General features: G+C 71.3%; 1 protein-coding gene. It reads right to left on the reverse strand.

Features of this window, described 5'->3' with window-relative positions:
* A partial coding sequence (locus GO615_RS29955; RefSeq protein WP_211167429.1) for a hypothetical protein occupies nucleotides 1-442 on the reverse strand: 442 nt, incomplete at both ends.

Here is a 442-nt window from a genome sequence, read left to right on the forward strand (position 1 = left end):
GTCGCAGCGTGTGAACGCCGCACGGATGCGGTGCTCGTCCCCACCGACGGCGAGGACGTCGTGCGTGTCCCCGTCGCTGCGTGGCGGCCCGAGGCTCCAGAGCGCGTTGTGCCACGAGGCGACGTCGGCACGCGGCACCCCGAGCGCAGGGCCGTACTGATGAGCAGCTCCGGCGAGGGCATACGAATCGGTGACGATGGCCGCACCCGTCGGACGGGCTGTCGCCATCTGGGCGGCGAGTGACGGCCAGTCGGTCTGGTCGCGCTGCATGGGGTCGAGGGCGGAGACGATGGAGAACGCCGGTGACGAAGCGGGCACGATCGGTAGGCAGATGAGGGCTGCGACGACGGCGTTCGCCGTCACGACGATGGGCGCGCGCCGCCACACGTGCTCCTCGTCCACAGCCGCCCGCGCCCAACCGACCGCGACAAGCGGAAAGAAC

The sequence above is a fragment of the Aromatoleum evansii genome (assembly GCF_012910805.1).
GTDB classification, from domain to species: Bacteria; Pseudomonadota; Gammaproteobacteria; order Burkholderiales; family Rhodocyclaceae; genus Aromatoleum; species Aromatoleum evansii.